General features: G+C 44.1%; 16 protein-coding genes. 14 read left to right on the top strand and 2 right to left on the bottom strand.

The annotated features are described in order from the left end of the window. Nucleotides 1-120: 120 nt before the first annotated feature. Both I2I13_RS05960 and I2I13_RS05955 read right to left on the bottom strand, forming a co-directional pair. Entirely contained in the window at nt 121-1,098 is a 978-nt protein-coding gene (locus I2I13_RS05960) for a FecR family protein (protein WP_148366233.1), read from the bottom strand. A 126-nt stretch (nt 1,099-1,224) separates the two neighbouring features. Then, the gene (locus I2I13_RS05955; protein ID WP_148366231.1) at nt 1,225-1,773 is read right to left on the bottom strand and encodes an RNA polymerase sigma-70 factor; all 549 of its coding nucleotides are present in this window, start codon (nt 1,771-1,773) and stop codon (nt 1,225-1,227) included. A gap of 254 nt (nt 1,774-2,027) precedes the next feature. On the opposite strand from I2I13_RS05955, the gene I2I13_RS05950 reads away from it, so the two are divergent. The 14 genes from I2I13_RS05950 (at nt 2,028) to I2I13_RS05885 (ending at nt 22,060) form a co-directional block, all read left to right on the top strand. Beyond that, entirely contained in the window at nt 2,028-2,309 is a 282-nt protein-coding gene (locus I2I13_RS05950) for a tol-pal system YbgF family protein (protein WP_008999149.1), read from the top strand. A gap of 34 nt (nt 2,310-2,343) precedes the next feature. Next, the gene (locus I2I13_RS05945; RefSeq protein WP_004297419.1) at nt 2,344-2,571 is read left to right on the top strand and encodes a ferredoxin family protein; all 228 of its coding nucleotides are present in this window, start codon (nt 2,344-2,346) and stop codon (nt 2,569-2,571) included. Between the two features lie 11 nt (nt 2,572-2,582). Next, nucleotides 2,583-3,662, top strand: coding sequence for a 3-methyl-2-oxobutanoate dehydrogenase subunit VorB (locus I2I13_RS05940; RefSeq protein WP_074556453.1), 1,080 nt, complete (start codon nt 2,583-2,585; stop codon nt 3,660-3,662). An 86-nt stretch (nt 3,663-3,748) separates the two neighbouring features. Further along, the gene (locus I2I13_RS05935) at nt 3,749-3,922 is read left to right on the top strand and encodes a hypothetical protein (RefSeq protein ID WP_008999147.1); all 174 of its coding nucleotides are present in this window, start codon (nt 3,749-3,751) and stop codon (nt 3,920-3,922) included. A 12-nt stretch (nt 3,923-3,934) separates the two neighbouring features. After that, a complete protein-coding gene (locus I2I13_RS05930) occupies nt 3,935-4,699 on the top strand; it encodes a thiamine pyrophosphate-dependent enzyme (protein ID WP_005677852.1) in 765 nt (254 codons plus the stop codon). Nucleotides 4,700-4,719: 20 nt separating this feature from the next. Then, nucleotides 4,720-5,262 carry a 2-oxoacid:acceptor oxidoreductase family protein gene (locus I2I13_RS05925; RefSeq protein ID WP_074556452.1) on the top strand — a complete coding sequence of 181 codons (543 nt, stop codon included), beginning with the start codon at nt 4,720-4,722 and terminating at the stop codon, nt 5,260-5,262. A 120-nt stretch (nt 5,263-5,382) separates the two neighbouring features. After that, a complete protein-coding gene (locus I2I13_RS05920; RefSeq protein WP_195649081.1) occupies nt 5,383-7,434 on the top strand; it encodes a putative porin in 2,052 nt (683 codons plus the stop codon). Nucleotides 7,435-7,451: 17 nt separating this feature from the next. Then, nucleotides 7,452-8,291 (top strand): transporter substrate-binding domain-containing protein, encoded by an 840-nt coding sequence (locus tag I2I13_RS05915; RefSeq protein WP_195649080.1) that lies wholly within the window; start codon nt 7,452-7,454, stop codon nt 8,289-8,291. Next, nucleotides 8,278-12,513 (top strand): two-component regulator propeller domain-containing protein, encoded by a 4,236-nt coding sequence (locus tag I2I13_RS05910; protein WP_195649079.1) that lies wholly within the window; start codon nt 8,278-8,280, stop codon nt 12,511-12,513. Before I2I13_RS05915 ends, I2I13_RS05910 begins: the two co-directional genes overlap by 14 nt. A 166-nt stretch (nt 12,514-12,679) precedes the next feature. Next, nucleotides 12,680-13,939 (top strand): glycoside hydrolase family 88 protein, encoded by a 1,260-nt coding sequence (locus tag I2I13_RS05905; RefSeq protein ID WP_195649078.1) that lies wholly within the window; start codon nt 12,680-12,682, stop codon nt 13,937-13,939. A gap of 64 nt (nt 13,940-14,003) precedes the next feature. Beyond that, on the top strand, nt 14,004-16,493 hold the full coding sequence (locus I2I13_RS05900) for a glycoside hydrolase family 2 TIM barrel-domain containing protein (protein ID WP_195649077.1): 2,490 nt from the start codon (nt 14,004-14,006) through the stop codon (nt 16,491-16,493). Between the two features lie 35 nt (nt 16,494-16,528). After that, a complete protein-coding gene (locus tag I2I13_RS05895; protein WP_195649076.1) occupies nt 16,529-17,695 on the top strand; it encodes an alginate lyase family protein in 1,167 nt (388 codons plus the stop codon). Nucleotides 17,696-17,717: 22 nt separating this feature from the next. After that, nucleotides 17,718-18,920, top strand: coding sequence for an alginate lyase family protein (locus tag I2I13_RS05890; RefSeq protein ID WP_074637162.1), 1,203 nt, complete (start codon nt 17,718-17,720; stop codon nt 18,918-18,920). Between the two features lie 23 nt (nt 18,921-18,943). Beyond that, nucleotides 18,944-22,060 (top strand): TonB-dependent receptor, encoded by a 3,117-nt coding sequence (locus I2I13_RS05885; protein WP_229128568.1) that lies wholly within the window; start codon nt 18,944-18,946, stop codon nt 22,058-22,060. The last annotated feature ends 11 nt before the right edge of the window (nt 22,061-22,071 follow it).

Here is a 22,071-nt window from a genome sequence, read left to right as displayed (position 1 = left end):
TAATTTTTTGAGATGCAAACATCTCGGAGAGAAGAAAATCGGCCAAAATTTTCTTCTCTCTTTCTTATTATATAAGGTTAACTGCTATTCATTCTGTCGTTCTTAATTTAGATTAGTTATTCAATTTATAATCACATGTTGCTTATTTACCTGATATTGAATTGGAATTGAGACATTTATCACATCCAGAATATCCTTAATGCTTTGTCCCCGATAGAAGGTTCCGGTAAATTTACGTCCTTTCAAGTTATCCGACTGAACCCGGAAATCGACTCCGTAAATATGTCCCAGCCTGTTCAATATTCCGTCTAAACTTTCTTCATGAAAATAATAATAACCGGAAATCCATGATGTATAAAGAGAAGCTTCTACTTTATCTACTTTATAAGTTCCTTTATCTTTATTGTAGACATATTGTTGATTGGGTCTTAAAACAACCGGAGTATTTATATTTTCACTAGTCAAACGAATGGAGCCCTCCAATAAAGTAGTAACAGCAACAGAATCCGACGGATAAGCTTCCACATTGAATTTGGTGCCTAAAGCTTCTATCTCCTGCCCATTCACAACCACGATGAAAGGTTTACTTTTTTGCTTGGCTACATCAAAGAATGCTTCTCCCTCCAAATAAACCACACGTTTATCTTTTCCATAATGAGGATCATAACGGAATTTCGACTGACTGCCCATGCTCACCTGTGTACCGTCTGACAGTATTATCTTATCAGCAACAATTCCATCACCACTCACATATTCGGCTATCGGAGCAGGAGAAGTAGTATTTAACATCAAGAAGATAGTAGAAGTAAGGGCGATGGCGATAACAGCGACTGCCGCATAAGTCTGAATTCTCCGGAAAAGAGTGTATATTTTCTTTGGAGTCTGCTTCTGTTTCTTTTCCAATAAACGTTGCCAGCTCTTATCCATATCAATATCGCTTCCTTTAAACAAGCAAGCATCATAGACCATCTTCGCTTCGAAAAAAATCTTTTTATTTTCAGGTGTTTCATTCACCCAATCATAAAACTGATTGATCTCTTTCTCATTCAACGAACCTTTTAAAAACCCTATTATCAAATCTGAAATCATGTTTTCCATATATAAATAGATAATATTTACCTGTTTTTATATATGTAACGAACCATCGGCAAAAACTACTCACCGACTTCTTTATTTTTTTTAATTATATTTTTCTACGTGATGGAAAACGAGAATTCATGCAGGCTATACGAACATAAATAAATAGACAAAAGCCGTCTGAAGTTCCTTTCGCAAGAAAAGCAATGTTCTATATAATTGATTCTCTACTGTTCGCGTGGATAAATTCAATCTTTCAGCAATCTCTGCTGCCTTAAGTCCCTCCATATATGACAACAAGAAGATCTCGCGTCTTTTTTCGGGCAATTCATTTATTTTCGCCATCACATGTGCTATCAAGTCTTTCCTCATAAATAACTCATCAGCACCGTCGTAAAAGCTCAACTCATCTAATTTGAGCTGGATAGCACGCTTATCGGCAAACTCCTGTTCGAGACTAATACGACGCAAATGATCGATACAGGCATTCCGGACAGCAACAAACAATATATTTTTAACCTCTGATTCAGATAACAGAAAAACTTGTTTATCCCATATTCTAAGAAATACATCCTGCACAATATCTTCTGCAAAGAAAGGAGAAATAAACTTCCCAGCAAAACGCAACAACATGGGCGCATATTGCATATACAGTTTCTGATAATTATTTATATCATTCACATGTTCATCTTTCATTTCAGTATTCTACAAGGCCAAAGTGTATTAATAATCATCATCAGAGAAAACAAAACCAATCATGTTGGTGGTGACAAAAATAGATATATTCTCGTTATAAACAAAAAAGATGAGATCCGTTTTTTCTTTCATCCTGACTATATATTCATAGAATATACAATAAAGTCCAAACGTTGTAAATTTCCGTCTTCATTTGCCCCATTTACACAAATAAAAACTATCTTTGCGTTTCAGAATCCCGAAAGACGAAAGAAATGGAGCAAATAGACAACCTAAAAGAGCTTATCAATCAGGGGGATGTGGACACAGCGATTAAGCAATTGGACCAGCTTCTCCAGGACACTTCTGTCGAAAAAGAGAAAGATACTCTTTACTATTTACGGGGAAATGCCTACCGAAAAAAAGGAGATTGGAAGCGGGCACTGGACAACTACCAGTATGCCATCGAGCTCAATCCGGACAGCCCTGCCGTTCAGGCCAGGAAAATGGCAATTGATATCCTCAATTTCTACCACAAAGATATGTTTAATCAATAATCGAACTCAAAGATAACGTAATAAAATAAAGATTATGGCAAAAATCAAAGGAGCAATCGTAGTCGACACGGAGCGTTGCAAAGGATGCAACCTGTGTGTAGTGGCATGTCCGCTCGATGTAATCGCCCTCAATAAAGAGGTAAATATGAAAGGCTATAACTATGCCTGGCAAGTAAAAGAAGATACCTGCAACGGATGCAGCTCGTGTGCAACGGTTTGTCCGGACGGATGTATTTCAGTGTATAAAGTAAAAGTAGAATAAAAGAAAAGAATATGGCAGAAGAAGTTGTATTAATGAAAGGAAACGAAGCCATCGCCCATGCAGCTATCCGCTGCGGTGCGGATGGATACTTCGGATATCCTATTACTCCCCAATCGGAAGTGTTGGAAACGCTGGCCGAACTGAAACCGTGGGAAACAACCGGCATGGTAGTACTCCAGGCAGAAAGTGAAGTGGCAGCTATCAATATGGTATATGGAGGTGCAGGTAGTGGAAAAATGGTTATGACATCATCCTCAAGTCCTGGTGTAAGTCTGAAACAGGAAGGTATCTCTTACATCGCAGGTGCCGAACTTCCTTGTCTGATTGTGAACGTGATGCGTGGCGGTCCCGGACTGGGAACCATCCAACCGAGCCAGGCAGACTACTTCCAGACTGTAAAAGGTGGTGGTCATGGTGACTACAGACTGATAGCACTCGCACCGGCATCCGTACAGGAAATGGCGGATTTTGTAGCACTGGGATTCGAATTGGCATTCAAATACCGTAATCCGGCTATTATTCTTGCTGATGGTGTGATCGGACAGATGATGGAAAAAGTAGTTCTTCCTGCTCAAAAAGCACGCCGCACGGAAGCGGAAGTAATCGAACAATGCCCATGGGCTACTACCGGAAAGGCGAAAGGCCGCAAACCGAACATTATCACTTCTCTGGAACTGAAACCGGAAGCAATGGAAATCAACAACCTCCGCTTCCAGGCCAAGTATCGTAAAATCGAAGAAAACGAAGTACGTTTTGAAGAAATAAACTGCGAAGATGCAGAATATCTGATCATCGCCTTTGGTTCAATGGCACGCATTGGCCAAAAAGCAATGGAACTAGCTCGTGAAAAGGGTATCAAAGTAGGTATTCTGCGTCCGATCACCTTGTGGCCATTCCCGACAAAGGCAATTGCCTCTTATGCTGATAAAGTAAAGGGCATGCTTGTTACGGAACTGAATGCCGGACAGATGATTGAAGATGTCCGCCTGGCTGTTAACGGTAAAATAAAGGTAGAACATTTCGGACGCCTCGGCGGTATTGTGCCCGACCCGGATGAAATTGTAACTGCCTTGGAAGAAAAAATAATGTAATTAGACGATTTACGATTAAAGTAACTATGGTAAGTCGCAAAATAATCTTAATCGTAAATCGTAAATAAAAAATAGTAAATAAAGCGATGAATCCCGATAAAATAAGAAACGTACTGAATATCCTCTTTATGATATTGGCCGTCGCAGCCATCATCATCTATTTTGTAGCCAAAGAAGATTTCAAAATGTTTATCTACGTATGCGGCGCGGCAATCTTTGTCAAGCTGATGGAGTTTTTTATACGGTTCACCAACAGATAAGGAGAAGAAGTTATGACTAAAGAAGAAATAATCAAACCCGAGAATCTGGTTTACAAAAAACCGACTCTGATGAACGATAACGCCATGCACTACTGTCCGGGCTGCAGTCACGGCGTGGTACACAAACTCATTGCCGAAGTAATAGAGGAAATGGGCATGGAAGATAAAACAGTGGGAATCTCTCCGGTAGGATGTGCGGTTTTCGCCTATAACTATCTGGACATTGACTGGCAAGAAGCAGCACACGGGCGCGCTCCTGCTGTGGCAACCGCTGTCAAACGCTTGTGGCCGGACCGTCTCGTATTTACATACCAAGGCGACGGTGACTTGGCCTGTATCGGTACAGCTGAAACCATACATGCTTTGAACCGTGGCGAAAACATTACGATTATCTTTATCAACAATGCCATCTATGGTATGACAGGTGGTCAAATGGCCCCGACTACACTGGTAGGAATGAAGAGTTCGACTTGTCCTTACGGACGTGACGTGGAACTTCATGGCTATCCGCTGAAGATTACTGAAATCGCTGCCCAATTGGAAGGAACCGCTTACGTAACCCGCCAGTCCGTACAATCCGTACCGGCTATCCGCAAAGCTAAGAAAGCAATCCGTAAGGCGTTTGAGAATTCCATGAGCGGTAAAGGTTCCAACCTGGTGGAAATCGTTTCTACTTGCAGCTCCGGCTGGAAGATGACTCCCGAAAAAGCAAACAAATGGATGGAAGAACACATGTTCCCATTCTATCCGCTAGGTGATTTAAAAGATAAAGAATAACGCTAAAAGTCAACAGAACAATGAAAGAAGAAATTATTATAGCAGGCTTCGGTGGACAAGGCGTATTGTCTATGGGTAAGATTCTGGCATATTCCGGTCTGATGGAAGGCAAAGAAGTGAGCTGGATGCCGGCTTATGGTCCTGAACAACGAGGTGGAACGGCCAACGTTACAGTTATTGTAAGCGACGACAAGATATCTTCACCGATTCTAAGTAAATATGATGCTGCCATCATTCTGAACCAGCCTTCACTCGAGAAGTTCGAAAGCAAAGTGAAACCCGGCGGTATCCTGATTTATGACGGTTACGGAATTATCCACCCTCCTACTCGCAAGGATATCAAAGTATATCGTATTGACGCAATGGATGCAGCCAACGAGATGAACAATGCCAAAGCATTCAACATGATCGTACTTGGCGGTTTATTGAAACTTCGTCCGGTTGTAACTTTGGAGAATGTGGTTAAAGGATTGAAGAAAACCTTGCCGGAACGCCACCACCACTTGATTCCTATGAACGAGGAAGCTATCAAGAAAGGGATGGAGTTAATCCGTGAGGTTTAATAAATTAAAAATTAAGAATTGAGAATTAAGAAATAATTGCTCGCCAAGTAAAGGATGCAACATATTTTTCAATTCTCAATTCTCAATTCTCAATTAAAGTAAGTATCTTTGCCTCCAATTATGAGACGAATCTTACTATTATATATATTACTTTCCGTTATAGGTTTGACGACTGTTCAGGCACAGTTCGATAATGGTCGCCAGAGAGTAGACGAAAACGGATACGACCAATACGGAAATCAGGTAGACCCTGCCATGATTCCGGACAGATTGGATAGTGCAAATGTCGAAGTACAGGGATTGCCTCCAAAATTGTATATGTGGCGTATCAAAAACCAGTTGGGCGACCGGACCATAGTACCGGCAGATACAGCCTTTCATCATTTCCAGAATTCAAACCTGACCGAAGGACTTACCGGACATTACAATTATCTGGCCAATATGGGTTCTCCCCGTATGTCACGCATCTTCTTTGACCGCCGTGACCCGGAACCGACTATTTTCATGGAGCCTTTCTCCAGTTTCTTTATTCGTCCTACGGAATTTAATTTTACCAACAGTAACGTACCTTATACGAATCTGACGTATCACAAAGCCGGTAATAAAGTGAACGGGGAAGAGCGTTTCAAATCTTACTTCTCTGTCAATGTAAACAAGAAACTGGCTTTCGGCTTTAATATAGACTACCTGTACGGACGAGGATATTACAATAATCAGAATACGGCGTATTTTAACGCAGCTGTTTTCGGTAGCTATATCGGCGACAAATATCAGATGCAAGCTATATACAGCAACAATTACCTGAAAACAAACGAAAACGGAGGTATTGAGGACGACCGCTATATCACTGCACCGGAAGAAATGGCGCAAGGTCAAAGAGAATATGAGTCAACCAATATTCCTACCGTACTAAATGCAACGACCAACCGTAACCATGACTTTTATGTCTTCCTGACCCAACGATATAATCTGGGATTCAGTCGTGACATACCACAGGCTGAAAATGACACCACTCCCGCCAAACAGGAGTTTGTCCCCGTTACCAGTTTTATACACACCATCCAGGTAGAACGGGCACGGCATACCTTCAACTCGAATGATGATATGCGCGAGAAGAATTATTATCAAAACACTTATTTAGACCCAGATAATCCTACGGCCAGAGACAGTACCACCTATGTAGGAATCAAGAATACCATAGGTATTGCTCTATTGGAAGGCTTTAATAAATATGCCAAAGCCGGATTGACGGCATTCGCTTCCTATAAAATCAGCAAGTATACATTGATGAATATGGAAGGAAATCCGTTGCCCGACAAATACAACGAAAATGAAATATTTGTTGGAGGAGAATTATCCAAACGTGAAGGAAATGTACTTCATTACCATGCTATCGGAGAAGTGGGATTGGCAGGAAAAGCCATCGGACAATTTAATGTAAAAGGAGATATTGACCTGAACTTCCCGTTATGGAAAGATACCGTCAGTCTGATAGCCCGTGGTGAAGTCAGCAATAAGCTTGCTCCTTTCTATATGCGCCATTATCATTCCAAGCATTTTATGTGGGACGACGATATGGACAAGGAATTCCGTACCCGTATTGAGGGGGAATTGAGCATTGCACGTTGGAGGACACGCCTGAAAGCAGGAGTTGAAAACATCAAGAACTATACTTACTTCAACCAAGAAGCAACACCGGAACAGAACAGCGGAAGTATACAGGTATTATCTGCAAGTCTTAATCAGGACTTCAAGTTGGGAATCTTCCATCTGGACAATGAAGTGACCTGGCAGAAATCCAGTGACCAGACTGTACTTCCCCTACCTGATCTCTCGCTATATCATAACTTCTATATGCAGTTCAAACTGGCGAAGAAAGTACTTAGTGTGCAATTGGGAGCCGACGTGCGTTATTTCAGCAAATACAATGCACCTGCCTATATGCCGGCCATTCAGAATTTTCATCTGCAACCGACAGACGACCAAGTACAGATAGGAGGTTATCCGATTGTGAATGTATATGCAAATTTACATTTAAAGCGTACACGTTTCTATGTAATGATGTATCACGTGAACCAGGGCATGAGCAGTCCGAATTACTTTTTGTCTCCGCACTACCCCATCAACCCACGTGTGCTGAAATTCGGTCTTTCATGGAATTTCTATGATTAACAAAAACTATACGGCTTATGGTATCACGCCCCAAATTGAGACTGTTCAGATATTTAGTGCCAGTGATTGTTGTATTGGCATTTATCTCCTCTTTCCGTCAATGCGGCAAGCAGGAAAAACCTGCGGGACATCCGCGTGATTATGCTGCCATTGCCAAAGAGGGTATCATACGTGTAGCCACTGAATATAATTCCATCAGTTTTTATGTAGACAGTGACACTGTTTCCGGTTTTCATTACGAACTGATCCAGGCATTCGCCCGGGACAAAGGGCTCAAAGCCGAAATAACACCTATCATGAGTTTCGAAAAGCGGTTGGAAGGATTAAGCGAGGGACGTTATGATGTGATTGCTTATGGCATATTAGCCACCAGCAAGTTAAAAGACTCTCTGCTTCTCACCTCTCCCATTTTCCTCAACAAGCAAGTGCTGGTGCAACGCAAAGAAACTGGAGAGAATGATTCGCTCTATATCCGTACCCAGCTGGATTTAGCCCAGCGAACACTTCATGTCGTAAAAAGTTCTCCTTCTATTTTGCGTATTCAGAATTTAGGCAATGAGATCGGAGACACGATCTATATCAAAGAGATTGATAAATACGGTTCCGAACAATTGATATCAATGGTAGCGCATGGAGACATCGACTATGCCGTTTGTGACGAAAGTATCGCACTGGCAGCAGCAGATTCGTTGCCGCAAATAGATATTAATACAGCTATCAGCTTCACGCAGTTCTACTCATGGGCAGTCAGCAAACAATCCCCCGCCTTACTCGATAGTTTGAATACATGGCTGGATAAATTCCAAAAGGAAAAGGAATACCAAAAGATTTATAAGAAATACTATGATAAAGAATAACCTTATTTCTATTACACAAAAACTTCGATTCCATATACGTTCATTTTCTTTTATTGCTTTCTTGATTCTCCTGACTATCTGCTTTCCACGGACCCATGCCGCAGAAAGCGGGATATTCAATTTCTCGAATATCAATCTCAAGAATGGCTTGTCGCAACTATCAGTCCTTGCCATTGCCCAAGACTCCAAAGGGTATATCTGGTTTGCCACCCGCAATGGATTAAACAAATACGACGGGGAGAAATTTACTGTATACAAGCATGATAACGATGATCCTCATTCATTGTCGGACAATCATATCACCTGCCTGTTGCCGGACGATGCAAATGACGGATTGTGGGTAGGCACCAATAACGGGCTTAATTATATCAATCTCAAAACCAATCAGATTACCAAATATCAAACGGACGATTATCCAAGCATGGCAGGAAACAACATTGCCGTTCTTCAATTTGACCAGTCCGGAAATCTGTGGGTTGGTACCCGAACAGGGTTATGTATATGGTACCCCCGTTCCGGGGAATTCAAGAAGAAATATTCCGACCATATCCCGGAGAATGAAGCAATCATGCAGCTTTATATTGATGCAGAAAAACGGCTTTATATTGGTACCCACCGTCACGGATTATTTATCTGTACGCCTGAAATGGAGTTGATTCAGCAACTCAATAAAAGCACACTGCCTGCCCTGTCGGACGACGCAATCAGTTGTATTTTCGAAGACTCCCGACATCAGATATGGATAGGAACAGAAACCAGAGGACTGAATAAATGGAACCCGAAGACCAAAGACTTATCCATCTACAATCAGAAAAACAGCGGACTGACAAATGACTATATCCGTTGCATCACCGAGCAGGACCAGAAATTGATTATCGGGACGTTTGACGGACTTAGTATTCTGGATTTAAGAAATGATGATATATCCAAGTACAACCGGTTCGATGCCAACCAGAACAGCCTAAGTCATTTTTCCGTCCGCAGTATCTACATCGACCGGGAAAAAACGCTCTGGGTAGGTACCTACTCCGGTGGTGTGAACTACTATAACCCGCTCAATAACCGATTCATCTTTTACCATCCGGTAGAGAATAACAACCAGAAGTTATATAATATCTTTGGCACGATGGTGTATGATTCCACTTCATTGTGGATTGCAACAGAGGGAGGAGGATTAATGCAGTTCGATCCCATCACCAAGAAATATACCAACTTCCTGATTGAACAGACATCCCAAGGATTGTTTAACAAGAACATCATCAAATCCCTGTTACTGGACGGAGATTACATCTGGTGTGGCACAAGTACCGGAGGAGTCTATAAATTCCATATTCCCTCCAGAAAGTTCACATTAGTATATTCATTCGACCGGGAAAAAAATATAGCTATCTATACTTTTTATAAAGATGCAGAGAATAATCTATGGATTGGAACGACAGCCGACAAAGGACTGGTGAAACTGTCTCCGGACGGAAAAATCACGAATCAGTTCCCGTATGGCAAAGAGAAGAAGGAGTTTGTCAACTTTACCAGTCTCCGGAGTTTCCTGCCACTGAATGCCCATACCTTTCTGATAGGAACCCGGTCGTTCGGGCTCTACGAATATGATATGCAAAAAGGAACGGTGCTCCGTTGCAATATGTCAGAGACAAATCCCAATCAGAAACTCGAAAATAACTACATCACTTCCATGGTGCGCAAAGCGAACGGTGAAATCTGGTTCAGCACTTTCGGAGGGGGAATATACCTGTATAAACAAGGAACAGGCGTCGTCAAACATATTGGCAAGAAAGAGGGGCTACCCAATAATGAGGTATATGCCATGGTGGAGCACAATAATAACTTATGGATTAGTGTCGATAAGGAAATAGCCGAGCTGAATACCAAGACCGGGCAGATACGTAGTTATGACTGTTTTGTCGGTTCTGAAACGTTGGAGTTTACACCGCAGGGAGTCATCAGTCTGCCCCACGGTGAGATCTACTTTAGCGGAAGCAATGGTTTCCTTTCTTTTACCCCCGGCTCTCTCCTAAAGAATAACACCATGCCGCCGGTAGTACTGACCCAACTGACCGTAAACAATAAGGTTATCACACCGAATGATGATACTCATCTGCTGGATAGTGCCCCGGATGATACACAAACATTGGTACTTGCCTACAATCAGAATAATTTTTCCATTGCATACAGTGCCTTGAACTACATTCTGCATAAACAGAACCAATATGCCTATAAACTCTCCGGTCACGACGAAGACTGGAATTACGTAGGTAGTCGTAAAGAAGCATTCTATACCAACATCGCTCCGGGAAAATATACATTCCAGGTCATAGCATCCAACAATGACGGCGTATGGAATGAAACCGGAAAGAAAATGGAAATCATCATTCGCTCTCCGTGGTGGGGAACGCCACTGGCCTATATTCTCTATGTCCTATCCGCATTGGGAATCATGTTTACTATCGGCTATTATATGTACAGTAAGCATAAACTGGAACTGGACTTGCGCATGAAGCAAATGGAAAAACAACGCATGGAAGAATTCCATCAGACAAAGCTACACCTGTTCACCAACTTCTCGCATGAGTTACGTACTCCACTGACACTTATCATCAGTCCGTTGGAAGAGTTGATGAAACGGGCAGAAGTTCCCCAGTTTATCAGAACACAACTGGAAATGATTCTGAAAAATGCCCGCCGATTATTACTTCTCGTCAATCAATTGATGGATTTACAGAAGAACCAGAGTGGTAATCTTACTCTCCAACTGTCTCAAAGCGACCTGAATGCTTTCCTGCTCGAAATATTCTATACATTCAGGCAGATTGCCGAAAGCAAACGGATTCACTTTGAATATCAGGCCCCTCAAGGTGAGGTGACAGCCTGCTTCGATCAGGGCTTACTCGAAAAAGCTGTTTTCAATTTATTGTCGAATGCTTTCAAATTCACAGTACCGGGAGATACGATCACTCTGCGTTTATTGCTGATTACAGATATAGACACTCTCCGCCAAGAACATAGCGACTGGCTATCGGAACATTCTCCGCTTATCACCTCCCATCAGGGAAGTTATTTAGTGATTCAGGTAGCAGATACGGGAAAAGGAATTCCAGAAGATGAACGTACCCAAATCTTCACTCCCTTCTACCAGGTTGGTCACACGACAGGTAGCGAGAATATGAATGGCACAGGTATCGGATTAAGCCTGACTCAATCTGTTGTTCATCTGCATCACGGAGAAATTGGAGTCACAGCCAATACCCCCAAAGGAAGCGTATTCACTATCCTATTGCCAAACCACACCATGACAGAAGAAGAGGTAGCGGATGCCGTTGTTCTCCCGGAAGAAACCAATGAACAAGTAGAAAAGGGTATGTCCGGAGCCATTGATTCCGAAAACACCGTTTCCGGAGCCACTCCATCCCTACCCGGCAAAACAGTTCTATTGGTAGAAGACAACGAAGAGATACGAAGTTACGTAAAAGGACACTTGGAACAATATTACCATGTACTGGAAGCCGACAACGGTTCGGATGCTTTTGAAATTGTCCTGAAAGAATTTCCCGACCTAGTGGTGACGGACATTATGATGCCCGGTATCGACGGACTGGAACTTTGTTCACTTATCAAGAACAATTTGCAGACAGGACATATTCCCGTTATTCTACTCACTGCCCGCACGATGGTGATGCATGTCAAAGAAGGATTCTTGTCGGGAGCAGACGATTATGTAGTCAAACCATTTAATATTGATGTCCTGCTGGTACGTATCTACAATCTTCTGGCACAGCGGGAGAAGCTAAAATCCGTATATAGCAAAAACTTCTCCCTGCAATCCATGGGAATTGAAGTGGAAACGACCTCTGCCGATGAGAAATTCATGCAGAAACTATTCAAAATCATTGAAAAGTATCTCACTGACCCCGATTTGAAAGTAGACAAAATCTGTGAAGAGATGGGATTCAGCCGGAGCAACCTTTACCGGAAACTGAAAGCTATCACCGACCTGCCGTTGAATGACCTTATCCGTCATAAACGTTTGGAAATAGCTACACAAATGCTGAAGCAAACAGAAATGAACATTACCGAAATTGCAACGGCTACGGGATTCAGTACTCTTGCCTATTTCACGAAATGTTTCAAATCAGCTTACGGTGTTTCTCCATCGGAATATCAAAAGTCACATTCAGGCCATACAGATATTGATACCATCCGGAAATAGCCGATTTACAAAATCGTCCCAAACAATAAAAAATGTCCCAACAAGGCTTACAGAGCGGATTTTTTTATTTGTTTGGGATGAAAATGCAAACATCTGGCATCATTAGACAAACCGATTCTACTCTGTTTCCATACATTTGCAATGTTGTTCTACTTAATATAATCATATGGAAACAAAGATTAAAAACTACTTGTTGGTCTTCGGACTTGGAATCATCACACTTACCAGTTGTAATCACTCTAAAGAGCAAGATATCGTTGCTTCTAACTTCGCATTTGCCGAACAGCAATTAAAATACGCACTGACTCAAATAGACGAGGCACGTGCCAATGAATCACAAGAGAGTAGAGAAAAGAGAGAAAACAAAGGCTGGGGGGAATTAACCAATCCCCGCAGTATCAAACCGGACGGTTCACTGGAACTGGTTGTTTCTAAAGACTGGACCAGTGGATTCTTCCCCGGTGAGCTTTGGTATCTATATGAATACACGCACAATCCATATTGGAAAGAGCAGGCGCAGAAACATACAGAAATTCTGGAACGCGAAAAAAATAACGGAAAAACACACGACATGGGCTTCAAGATGTATTGCAGCTATGGAAACGGTTATCGTCTGACCGGAGATTCCACTTATAAAGATATTCTGTTGCAATCCGCACGCACCCTGATTACCCGTTACAAACCGGTAATCGGCTGTATCCGTTCCTGGGACCACCATGCAGACAAATGGCAATTCCCCGTTATCATCGATAATATGCTGAATCTTGAACTTCTGTTCTGGGCATTCCGCGAAACAAACGACTCCACCTATTATAATATAGCAGTCAACCATGCACTCACTACCATGAAGAATCACTTCCGTGAAGACAACAGCTGCTATCATGTAGTAGATTACGATACCATCAACGGAACGGTACGCAGCAAAATGACGCATCAGGGATATTCCGACGAATCGGCATGGGCACGCGGACAAGCATGGGCCTTATACGGATATACCATGTGTTATCGTGAAACCGGCAGACCCGAATTCCTGCAACAGGCGGAAAAAGTAGAGAAATACATCTTCAGTAATCCGACCCTGCCGGCAGACCTGATTCCTTATTGGGACTTCAACGCACCCGGAATACCGAACGAACCCCGTGACGCATCCGCTGCATCCTGTATGGCATCCGCTCTTTATGAACTAAGCACATACGTTCCCGAAAAGAAAGAACAATACAAGCAGGAAGCCGATAAGATTCTCCAGAATCTGGCGCATAGCTATCGTGCGCAACTGAACGGAGATAAAGGATTCTTGTTGCTGCACAGCACAGGTTCCAAACCACACGACAGCGAAATAGATGTCCCGCTTTCATACGCCGACTATTATTTCCTGGAAGCCTTGCTCCGCAAAGCTAAATTGGAAAAGGAAGAAAGTCTTTTCTAAATCTTCCGGCAACTCTCACGATCACATCACTTTACTATTTATCCTTATTAGTACATTACTAATTATGAAAAGATTATCTTCCATATTCATCCTGTTCATTCTGCTGATACTCCCGTTAAATGCCATGATTCCGACTCAACAAAGAATCCGGCTGACAGACTCATGGGAATACCTGAAAGGTGACTTGGGAAGCATTTGGGAAGCAATACGTCCCGCCGACCCCGGTTCTTCCGAAGCAGTGCCTATCTGGCAACAGGTTACCCTGCCCCACTGTTTCAATGCAGAAGATGCAGTAGACCCGGATATCAATTATTATCAGGGCGCAGGATGGTATCGCATGCAGCTTTCTATCAAGAATCCATATCTCAATGGACGCATCCTGCTGGAGTTTGAGGGAGCAGGACAAAAAACGGAAGTGTATGTCTATACATATAAAGTAGCCAGTCACACAGGAGGCTACGACGGTTGGAGTGTCGATATCACCGAAGCTGTTCAACAAGCCCTTGCCAACCCGGATTGCGCAAAACGCTTCAATGGCAGAATTCCATTATCCGTTCGTTGCGATAATACCAGAGATACGGAGATGATTCCGTCCGACCTGTCGGATTTCAACTTATACGGTGGTCTTTACCGCTACGTGAATCTGATTTACCAGCCCGAAGTGTCCTTCAGTAATATACAGATAGAAACCCCTGTAGAGAAAGATATGAAAAGCGCTTCTCTAAAGATACAAGGAACATTTCATAACCCGAATGATATTCGCCAGGCAAGCATTCACCTTTTATTAAAGGCGCCTAATGGAGAAAAGGTATGGGAACAGACAACAACGATTCTTCCGTTGGGAACAAATCCTCTGTTCGAAACAACGATTAAGAATCCGATTCTGTGGAGTCCCGACCAGCCTCAACTCTATACCTGCGAACTGACATTGACTACTCCTCAAAGCAAACAGACTATTACAGAATCCGTCGGATTCCGTCACTTTGAATTCATTGAAAACGGACCTTTCCGGTTGAACGGAGAACGCCTGCTGTTAAGAGGAACCCATCGGCATGAAGACCATGCCGGAGTAGGCGCCGCTATGACAGAAGAACAAATGGAAGCGGAAATGAAACTGATTAAAGAGATGGGAGTCAACTTTATCCGTTTGGGACATTACCAACAATCGGACATCATTCTCCGTTTATGCGATCAGTTAGGCATTTTGGTATGGGAAGAAATCCCCTGGTGCAGAGGTGGACTAGGAGGAGAGAAATATCAGGCACAAGCCCGCCGGATGCTGACCAACATGATTACCCAGCACCACAATCATCCCTCCGTCATCCTTTGGGGATTGGGAAATGAAAATGACTGGCCCAATGATTTCTCAACATTCGAACAATCGGCCATCCGTGCTTTCATGAAAGAGTTGAATGACTTGTCACACCAACTCGATCCGTCACGTATGACTTCCATCCGCAGATGTGATTTCTGCAATGATATTGTAGATGTCTACTCTCCCTCCATTTGGGCAGGCTGGTATCGCGGACAATTCACAGACTACAAGAGCATTTCGGAGAACGAGATGAAACGGGTGAAACATTTCCTGCACGTAGAATGGGGAGGTGACTCACATGCCGGACGTCATTCCGAATATCCTTTCAACCCGCTACAGGCAATTACGAGTGGAAACAGTGCCGACGAACGGGCAGGCGACTTCGCCCTGCAAGGCGGAGATCCCCGTGCTTCCAGAGATGGCGACTGGTCGGAAACTTACATCGTAAAACTATTCGACTGGCACTTGAAAGAGCAAGAAACAATGCCTTGGCTGACAGGAACCGCCTTTTGGGTATTCAAAGATTTCTCCACCCCTCTCCGCCCCGATAATCCGGTGCCATACGTCAATCAGAAAGGAGTGGTAGAACGGGATCTCACTAAAAAAGAAGCCTACTACGTCTTCCAGTCTTACTGGACTAAACAGCCTATGATTCATATTTACGGTCATAACTGGCGGACTCGATGGGGCAAAGTGAACGAAGAAAAAGAGATTCTGGTATATTCCAACTGTGCAGCAGTAGAGCTGTTCGTGAACGGCGTCAGTCAGGGAGTCAAGCAACGCAACAGCCAAGATTTTCCGGCAGCGGGACTTCACTGGAACTGCCTACTGAAAGCAGGAGAAAATAACATAAAAGCGGTCGCTGTGAAAGGCCCTGGTAAAGGTAACATGAAAGCAGCCATTACGGATGAAATAAGTTTCAACTACCAGACAGAAGAATGGGGCAATCCGAAACAACTGAAGTTGAAGACATACCCCGATAAAGGTTCTATCGTATGGGTGGAAGCCCAGCTGACTGACGACAAAGGGATCCCCTGCCTGGATGCTGCAAATGTAATCTCATTTGAAGCTGCGGGCGACGGAAAACTGATTCAGAACTTAGGAACATCCACCGGTTCCCGAAAAGTACAGGCTTATAATGGCAGAGCTGCGATTCGCGTTGACTTGAACGGCACATGCCAGATAGCCGTAAAATCACCGGGCATTCAAACTGCTTTCATCGAAGTGAAAGCTGAATAGCAGTGAAAGCTGAATAAGAAAAGGAGAAAAGTACCATGAGAAAGACAATAGTTTCAATAGGTTTCATTATATTCTTTGGCACTGCTACGGCAGTTGCCGGAGAAAACACAGCCGAACAGATCCGTCACCTTTTAGAAAAAGAAACGATACAACGGGCAGATGCCGCGCTTCATGAGAAACCGGTCACAGTGACCGCTACCCGCGCGACAAGAAGTGCCGGAGGTATCCATGACTTCTATTCGGAGGGCGACTACTGGTGGCCGAATCCGGAAGCTCCCGACGGTCCTTATATCCGCCGGGACGGAGAAACCAACCCGGAGAATTTCACAGCACACCGGCAGACCATGATTCGCATGAGCCAACTGGTAGGCGACCTTACTTCCGCCTGGATACTTACGGGTAAACAAGTATATTCCGATGCAGCCATGCAACATATCCGGGCATGGTTTATCACCCCGGATACACAGATGAATCCCAATCTGCTGTATGCACAGGCCATCAAGGGAGTAGCGACAGGACGAGGAATAGGAATTATCGATACGATTCACCTGATCGAAGTAGTGCAGTCGCTCCGGCTTATGGAAGCGAAAGGGATAATTGACAAGGAAGAACTGGGGACTATCAAACAATGGTTCTCCGATTATCTGACCTGGATGTCCACACACCGTTACGGAATCAAAGAAATGGAAGCGAAAAACAATCATGGTACCTGCTGGGTCATGCAAGTCGCTGCCTTTGCGTTGTTCACGGACAACCGGGAAATGATTCGTTTTTGCACGGAACGCTATAAAACAGTACTTTTACCTAATCAAATGGCTGCAGACGGCAGTTTCCCTTTAGAACTGGAACGCACCAAGCCCTATGGTTATTCTCTTTTCAACCTTGACGCAATGGCCACTATCTGCCAACTGCTCACTACCGAAGAAGAAAACATATGGAACTATACCACACCGGATGGCAAAAACATTGATAAGGGTATCGCCTGGCTTTATCCATACGTAAAAGACAAAAGTAGCTGGAAGAGACAACCCGACATCATGTTCTGGGAAGAATGGCCGGTGGCACAACCGTTCCTGTTATTCGGCACATTACATCATTTCAACAAAGGATATTTCAAAACATGGATGCAACTGGAGCATTTCCCCACCAACGAAGAGGTGGTACGTAATCTTCCCATCCGTCACCCGTTATTATGGATTTAATAAACTAGAAAATCAATAGAATATGAAAAACTTATTAGTATGCACATTATTGTTCGCCTCTGCTTTCACACTGAACGCACAGGTAGCCAACACCCGCATCTATGCTGCGGAAAAATTAGCCAAAGTAAAAGAAAAAGCCGATTCACCTCTATATGCCCCTGCCGTCAAAACTCTTTTAAGAGATGCCGACAAGGCTTTGAAGATGACTCCGCCGTCCGTAATGGATAAAACGATGACAGCAGATAGCGGAGACAAACATGACTATATGAGCATGGGGCCTTATTGGTGGCCGGACCCATCCAAACCGGACGGTTTGCCCTATATCCGTAAAGACGGACTAAGAAATCCGGAATTGGATAAGCTCGACCGCAACAAACTGGGAGATATGTCGAAAGCAGTCACCACACTGGGACTTGCCTATTACTTCTCCGGTGATGAGAAATATGCGCAAAAAGCCGTAGACTTCCTGAATGTCTGGTTTCTGGATGCCAAGACAAAGATGAATCCGAACCTCACTTACGGACAAACCATCCCCGGAAAGAATAAAGGCATGGGACGTGGCGCAGGTATGATTGATATTTACTCATTCACAGAAATGATTGACGCCATGACATTGATGGAGAACTCGAAAGCATTTACTCCCAAAGTAAAGAAAGGGATGAAAGAATGGTTCACGCAACTAGTGGAATGGATGCAGACCAGTCCCGTAGCTGCCGAAGAACAGAGAGCAAAGAACAATCACGGTCTGGCTTATGACGTGCAACTGACAGCTTATGCTCTATATACAGGCAATCAAGATCTTGCAATGAAAACCATTCAGGAATTTCCCGAAAAGCGTTTGTTCGCGCAGATAGAACCGGACGGCAAGCAACCGTTGGAACTTGCACGCACCACCGCCCTAGGATATACCATCTTCAATCTGGGACATATGCTCGATATGTGTTCGATCGCCTCCACTTTGGGACAGGATATTTACACCGCCACCAGTCCGGACGGACGTTCCATTACGGCAGCACTGAAATTTCTGATTCCATATATCGGCAAACCACAGAGCGAATGGCCTTACCAACAAATCAAGGAATGGGACAAGAAACAGGAAGAAGCTTGCTGGATTCTTCGCCGTGCCTCCTTCTTTGATCCGAAAGCCGGATATGAAGCCATCGGCACTCAATTCCGCAAGACACCTGCCAACAAAAGAATTCATTTAATCTATAGTTTAGAATAAGAAACACTTAAAATACTAATCAGATGAAGAACAAATTTATTCATTACCCTTTGGTAATGGCATTGATGCTGTTATTCTGTGTTCCGTGCGTTACCGTCACTTATGCACAGTCGTTTACCGTCACCGGAACAGTGACCGACAGTCAGGGTGGAATCCCCGGAGCGAATGTGAAAGTAAAAGGTGGTACCGCAGGTACAATCACCAACATGGACGGTCAGTTTACGTTGAGTGTCCCCTCCTCCAAGTCTATCCTGGTGGTTTCATACATCGGATACATCCCACAGGAAGTTGCCATCAACGGTAAAAACAAATTGGATATTCACCTGCTGGAAGATACCAAGACACTGGATGAAGTGGTAGTCGTAGGTTATGGTGTGCAGAAAAAGTCCCACTTGACGGGATCTGTGTCCAAAATGGATATCAACAACCTGACAGATATTCCCGTGACCCAAGTAGACCAGTTATTACAGGGTAAAATTGCCGGTGTCAATATCCAGAACTCTACTTCCGAAGCGGGAGCCGCCCCACAAATCCGTGTGCGTGGTATGGGTTCTATCAGTGCCGACAGTTCTCCGTTGATTGTCATCGACGGCTACCCCACACCGGACGGTCTTTCCACACTCGATATGGCGGATATTTCTTCCATCGAAGTATTGAAAGATGCCGCTTCGGCAGCCATCTACGGTTCACGTGCCGCCAATGGCGTTATTTTGGTTACTACCAAGACAGGAAAAGCCAGTAAACCAAAATACAGCGTGAAAGCCTCCACTGGTTTGAAATGGGCTTATAAGTTACATCCCATCATGAGTTCACAGGATTATTGCAGCATGATCGGATATGAATCGGTATTGAAAAATAAAACAATGTCACAGACAGAGGAGGCTTTCGGCCTCATTGATAACTACACCGACTGGCAGAAAGAGGGATTGAACAGCAGTCCGCAGATTCACCAGGTGCAGCTCTCCGTATCGGGTGGCAAGAATGACATCACTTATTATATTTCGGGCAACTATGCACAGGAAGACGGTATCATGCTCAACAGCAACTATACCCGCCTGAACCTGCGTTCACGCATCACTGCCAAACTATCCAAACGGGTAGACTTCAGCTTGAATCTGGCACCGTCGTACACCAAGACAGAAACTCCTGCCACCAACTTCATGGATTTCTATCGTACGCCCTCTTTCATGCCTGTACGCCATACAGCCGCCACCTCCGCACTGACCGGCAAACCTATCGGTTCGTATGCACGAGGCAGCGACTTCAGCAATGTTACTTATACCCGTGAAGACGGAACCACTTTCACCCCGACCAGCAGTCCTTTCGGTTCGAGCAACAACAATCCGCGTTCACTGATGGATACGGAAGAACGTTTCCGCGAGGATTACAACCTGCAGGCGAATGCCTCTTTCAATGTCCAACTGATGAAAGGACTGGTATTCACCACTTCCAACGGTTTCTTTATCAAGTATCGCCAGAACAATCAATATCGCGATTATGCAGCGAAGAAAGATGAAGAATCAGCTATGGGTACTTATACCAACCGTCTGTATATCGACTTATTGAGCGAGAACACGTTGAACTATACCGGAAAGACAGGGAAGCATGACTACTCCGTACTGGCCGGCTACACAGCGCAGACTACTTCTGAAAGAACTGCCGGTATCGTCGGACTGGGCTTCCCCACCGACTATATCCATACATTGAATGCCGCAACATCTTTCGACCTTGACGGAACTTACACCCAGAAATACCGTACGGCAATGATGTCCCTATTGGCACGTGCCACATACAGTTATGATGAGAAATACCTGTTCTCTGCCAGTATCCGTACAGACGGAAGTTCTCTCTTCGCCGACGGGCATCAATGGGGCTACTTCCCCTCGGTATCTGTGGGATGGCGTGCTTCGGAAGAGTCTTTCCTGAAACAATTCGGTTGGCTGAACCTGCTGAAAGTCCGTGCCAGTTTCGGTGTGACGGGTAATAACAGTATTCCCGCCAATTCATTCTATGACCTGCTCTATCCCAACAACTATGCATTGGGAGAGGGAAACGGCAACCTGATCTCCGGACTCGCCAAAACTAGCGAAACCAAAGGTAACAACCGCATCACCTGGGAACAGACTTACGAATACAACGCCGGATTTGACTTGAGCATCCTGAACAACCGCATCAACCTGACAGTGGACGGATACTACTCCATCACCAAACAGTTATTATTCAAACAGCCGGTTCTTTCTTTCACCGGATTCAATAACTACTGGAATAATATCGGACGCATCCGCAACAGTGGTATTGAGATAGAACTGAACACTCATAATATCCGCACCAAGAATTTTGAATGGGAAAGCTCATTCAATATCTCTTCCAACTTCAACAAGTTACTGGAACTTTCGGGAGAAGAACGACTGATCTCTACGGGTGAACGTAACGAAACATATCTGGCACAGGTAGGCAAGAGAGCCATTTCTTTCTTCGGCTACAAGACAGACGGCATTTACAAAAGTCAGGAAGAGGTAGACGCTGTTCCCCACTTGGCCAGCGCCGTACCGGGCAGTCTCCGGATTGTAGATATCAACGATGACGGAGTGATTAATGACAAAGACCGTACAGAAATAGGCAACCCATTCCCGACAGCAACATGGGGATTCACCAATACACTGACCTGGAAAGGATTCGACCTTTACGTCATGATTCAGGGAGTTCACGGACTGGATGTATTCAACGGTGACGGTTACTTTACCGAAACCAAGAAGTTCAACCGCAACTACGTGAAAAACCGCTGGATCAGCGCAGACTACCCGGGTGACGGAAAAACTCCCTCTTTCGCAGCAAACGGCGGTGTCGCCTGGGAATTTACGGATTACCTGATCGAAGACGGCTCGTATGTGGCATTGCGCAACGTGACTTTAGGTTATAAGTTCAATAAGAAGCAATTGAAAAAGATCGGAATCAACTCACTCCGTCTCTATGCTTCAGGACAGAACCTGTTCTATATCTGGTCCAAGGACTACCGTGGTATTAATCCGGAAGCACGCAAGACGAGTGGTTCTTACAGTTCTCCCCTTATCAACGGTTACCAGTCCGGAGGGTTCCCCCTGCAATCGACAGTCACTTTCGGATTCGAACTTAATTTCTAACTCCTTAAAGA

The organism is Bacteroides sp. D55t1_190419_B8, assembly GCF_015558905.1.
Taxonomy (GTDB): Bacteria; Bacteroidota; Bacteroidia; order Bacteroidales; family Bacteroidaceae; genus Bacteroides; species Bacteroides vicugnae.
This window is presented reverse-complemented; position numbering and strand designations above follow the sequence as displayed.

Bases quoted from the DNA above. Each gene is read 5' to 3' on its own strand.
- I2I13_RS05885 (WP_229128568.1), top strand. From the start codon at position 18,944: ATGAAGAACAAATTTATTCATTACCCTTTGGTAATGGCATTGATGCTG.
- I2I13_RS05910 (WP_195649079.1), top strand. From the start codon at position 8,278: ATGATAAAGAATAACCTTATTTCTATTACACAAAAACTTCGATTCCAT.
- I2I13_RS05895 (WP_195649076.1), top strand. From the start codon at position 16,529: ATGAGAAAGACAATAGTTTCAATAGGTTTCATTATATTCTTTGGCACT.
- I2I13_RS05900 (WP_195649077.1), top strand. From the start codon at position 14,004: ATGAAAAGATTATCTTCCATATTCATCCTGTTCATTCTGCTGATACTC.
- I2I13_RS05930 (WP_005677852.1), top strand. From the start codon at position 3,935: ATGACTAAAGAAGAAATAATCAAACCCGAGAATCTGGTTTACAAAAAA.
- I2I13_RS05920 (WP_195649081.1), top strand. From the start codon at position 5,383: ATGAGACGAATCTTACTATTATATATATTACTTTCCGTTATAGGTTTG.
- I2I13_RS05960 (WP_148366233.1), bottom strand. From the start codon at position 1,098: ATGGAAAACATGATTTCAGATTTGATAATAGGGTTTTTAAAAGGTTCG.
- I2I13_RS05925 (WP_074556452.1), top strand. From the start codon at position 4,720: ATGAAAGAAGAAATTATTATAGCAGGCTTCGGTGGACAAGGCGTATTG.
- I2I13_RS05905 (WP_195649078.1), top strand. From the start codon at position 12,680: ATGGAAACAAAGATTAAAAACTACTTGTTGGTCTTCGGACTTGGAATC.
- I2I13_RS05945 (WP_004297419.1), top strand. From the start codon at position 2,344: ATGGCAAAAATCAAAGGAGCAATCGTAGTCGACACGGAGCGTTGCAAA.
- I2I13_RS05940 (WP_074556453.1), top strand. From the start codon at position 2,583: ATGGCAGAAGAAGTTGTATTAATGAAAGGAAACGAAGCCATCGCCCAT.
- I2I13_RS05935 (WP_008999147.1), top strand. From the start codon at position 3,749: ATGAATCCCGATAAAATAAGAAACGTACTGAATATCCTCTTTATGATA.
- I2I13_RS05950 (WP_008999149.1), top strand. From the start codon at position 2,028: ATGGAGCAAATAGACAACCTAAAAGAGCTTATCAATCAGGGGGATGTG.
- I2I13_RS05890 (WP_074637162.1), top strand. From the start codon at position 17,718: ATGAAAAACTTATTAGTATGCACATTATTGTTCGCCTCTGCTTTCACA.
- I2I13_RS05955 (WP_148366231.1), bottom strand. From the start codon at position 1,773: ATGAAAGATGAACATGTGAATGATATAAATAATTATCAGAAACTGTAT.
- I2I13_RS05915 (WP_195649080.1), top strand. From the start codon at position 7,452: ATGGTATCACGCCCCAAATTGAGACTGTTCAGATATTTAGTGCCAGTG.